The organism is Streptomyces sp. AC627_RSS907 (genome assembly GCF_019049165.1).
The window spans coordinates 1-2,392 of record NZ_JAGMUE010000191.1; the positions used below are offsets into that span (position 1 = coordinate 1).

Below are 2,392 nucleotides of genomic sequence, written 5' to 3' on the forward strand. Positions count from 1 at the left end.
GGACAGGTCGAGGTCGACGAGGTCCGCGGTGATCATGTCGCTCATCGCGGAGCTCCTTAGCTCGCGTATCGCCCGGAACGGGCGTGACAGGCGGGGGCGGGGACGTGGGGGACGTGGGGGACGGAGGGGACGGGGGTGCTGGTACTGCGGTGGTGCGGTAGGGAGGCCGGGGGCGGCGCGGCCGGAGCCGGTGCTGCTGCGGTGGGGGCGGAGGCACAGCGGGCGCGGTCGGTGACGAGCGCACCGCGGCCGGGGGCGGAGCCGGGGACCGCCCCGGCCTTGGAACCGCCGGCACGGCCGGAGCTGGACCGACGGACGCAGCCGGAACGAAGCCCGAGGACGAGGCCGGAACGAAGTCCGAGGACAAGGCCGGTACCAGGCCCGAGGACAAGGCCGGAGCCGGGCCCGACGACACGGCCCGGCGTCACGTCGTCGGCTCCGTCAGCGCCCGGTCCACCGGCACCTCCGCCGTGACCGTCACCGCCGCCGGTTCCAGGTCGGCCGGCGTCGGCATCACGCTGCCTGGCAGCTGGACGGCGGCGGCACCGTGCGCGAGCGCGGAGGCGAGGGCCCCGGGACCCGCTCCCCCGGCGACGAGGAACCCGGCGAGAGAGGAGTCGCCGGCGCCGACGTTGCTGCGTACGGCGTCCACGCGGGCGCTGCCGTACCAGGTGCCCGCGTCGTCCACGAGCAGCTGGCCGTCGGCGCCCAGGCTGGCGAGCACGGACCGGGCGCCCAGCTCGCGCAGTTCCTCGGCGGCCTTCACGGCGTCACCGACGGTGGCCAGGGGGCGGCCGACGGCCTCGGCGAGCTCCTCCGCGTTCGGCTTGACCACGTCCGGTGCCTCGCGCAGCGCCCGGAGCAGGGCGGGCCCGGAGGTGTCCAGGGCGATGCGGACGCCGGCCGCGTGCGCCCGGGCGACCAGGTCGGCGTACCAGGAGGGCGCGAGTCCGCGGGGCAGGCTGCCGCAGCAGGCGATCCAGTCCGCGCCGCGCGACTGCCGCCGCACGGTGTCCAGGAGCAGCTCCCGCTCCGCCGCCGACAGCTCGGGACCAGGTGCGTTGATCTTGGTGAGGACACCGTCCGCCTCGGCGAGCGCGATGTTGGAGCGGGTGGCCCCCGCGATCGGCACCGAGGCGACCTTGATGCCCTGCGCGTCCAGCAGTTCGGCGACGAGCGCGCCCGGTGCGCCACCGAGCGGCAGGACCGCGACCGTACGCTGCCCGGCCGCTGCCACCGCGCGCGAGACGTTGACCCCCTTGCCGCCCGGATCGACGCGCTCGCCGTCGGCGCGGACGACCTCGCCGCGGACGAGGCGCGGCACCTCGTAGGTGCGGTCCAGCGACGGGTTGGGGGTGACGGTGAGGATCATGCGCGTACCACTTCCGTGCCGTCGCGCTCGATGGCGTCGGCGTCGTCGGGGCTCAGCCCGCTGTCGGTGATCAGCAGGTCCACGTCGCCCAGGGCGCCGAAGCGAGCGAAGTGCTCCTGGCCGTGCTTGGAGGAGTCGGCGAGCAGCACCACCCGGCGGGCGGCGGCGACGGCGGCCCGCTTGACGGCGGCCTCGGCGAGGTCCGGGGTGGTCAGGCCGTGCTCGGCGGAGAAGCCGTTGGCGGCCACCAGGACCAGGTCGGCGCGGATCTCGTCGTAGGCGCGCAGAGCCCAGGCGTCCACCGCGGCGCGCGTACGGTGCCGCACGCGCCCGCCGACCAGGTGGAGCTGGATGCCGGGGTGGTCGGCGAGGCGGGCCGCGATGGGCAGGCTGTGGGTGACGACGGTGAGGGACGCCTCCGGCGGGAGGGCGGCGGCCACGCGGGCCACCGTCGAGCCGGCGTCGAGGATCAGCGTGCCCTCGGCCGGCAGTTCCGCCAGTGCCGCCTTGGCGATCCGGTCCTTCTCGTCGGCCGCCGTGGACTCGCGCTCGGCGAGGTCCGGTTCGAAGTCGAGCCGCCCGGCCGGGATCGCGCCACCGTGCACCCGGCGGAGCAGACCGGCGCGGTCGAGGGCCTTGAGGTCACGGCGGATGGTCTCCGCCGTCACCTGGAACTCCTCGGCCAGCGACACCACGTCCACCCGGCCGCCGTCCCGGGCGAGCCGGAGGATCTCCTGCTGCCGCTCCGGTGCGTACATGACCGTTCACCTCCGCCTCGTGCCCGAACCTGTGGTTTCAGCCGGAGGCTACGCCCGGTTTTCCGGAATGTAAACCGGTAAGCAGAAGTGACCGGACTCAAACGGGCATGACCGGGCACGGCCGGGAGCATGGATGCGTACGCGCAGAGGCGGGGCGGCCCCGGCACTGAAGTACCGGACCCGCCCCGCCCGCCCGCCTCGCCCGCCCCGCTCCGCCTCACGTGGCGATGGTCTGCCCGGACCGGCGCGGGTCCTCCAGACC

Annotated in this window: 2 protein-coding genes; both read right to left on the minus strand. The window is 75.5% G+C overall.

Translation table 11 applies throughout. The features are described 5' to 3' along the window. Positions 1 to 424: 424 nt before the first annotated feature. Complete coding sequence (gene pfkB / locus KUM32_RS31345) at positions 425 to 1,372, minus strand: 1-phosphofructokinase (RefSeq protein WP_217145345.1); 948 nt, start codon at positions 1,370 to 1,372, stop codon at positions 425 to 427. After that, positions 1,369 to 2,130 carry a DeoR/GlpR family DNA-binding transcription regulator gene (locus KUM32_RS31350; RefSeq protein WP_217145346.1) on the minus strand — a complete coding sequence of 254 codons (762 nt, stop codon included), beginning with the start codon at positions 2,128 to 2,130 and terminating at the stop codon, positions 1,369 to 1,371. The genes pfkB and KUM32_RS31350 overlap by 4 nt, the downstream gene beginning before the upstream one ends. Positions 2,131 to 2,392 lie beyond the last annotated feature (262 nt).

What these genes read in the sequence shown, in the direction of transcription:
- pfkB (WP_217145345.1), bottom strand. Translation starts at nt 1,372, where the DNA reads ATGATCCTCACCGTCACCCCCAACCCGTCGCTGGACCGCACCTACGAG.
- KUM32_RS31350 (WP_217145346.1), bottom strand. Translation starts at nt 2,130, where the DNA reads ATGTACGCACCGGAGCGGCAGCAGGAGATCCTCCGGCTCGCCCGGGAC.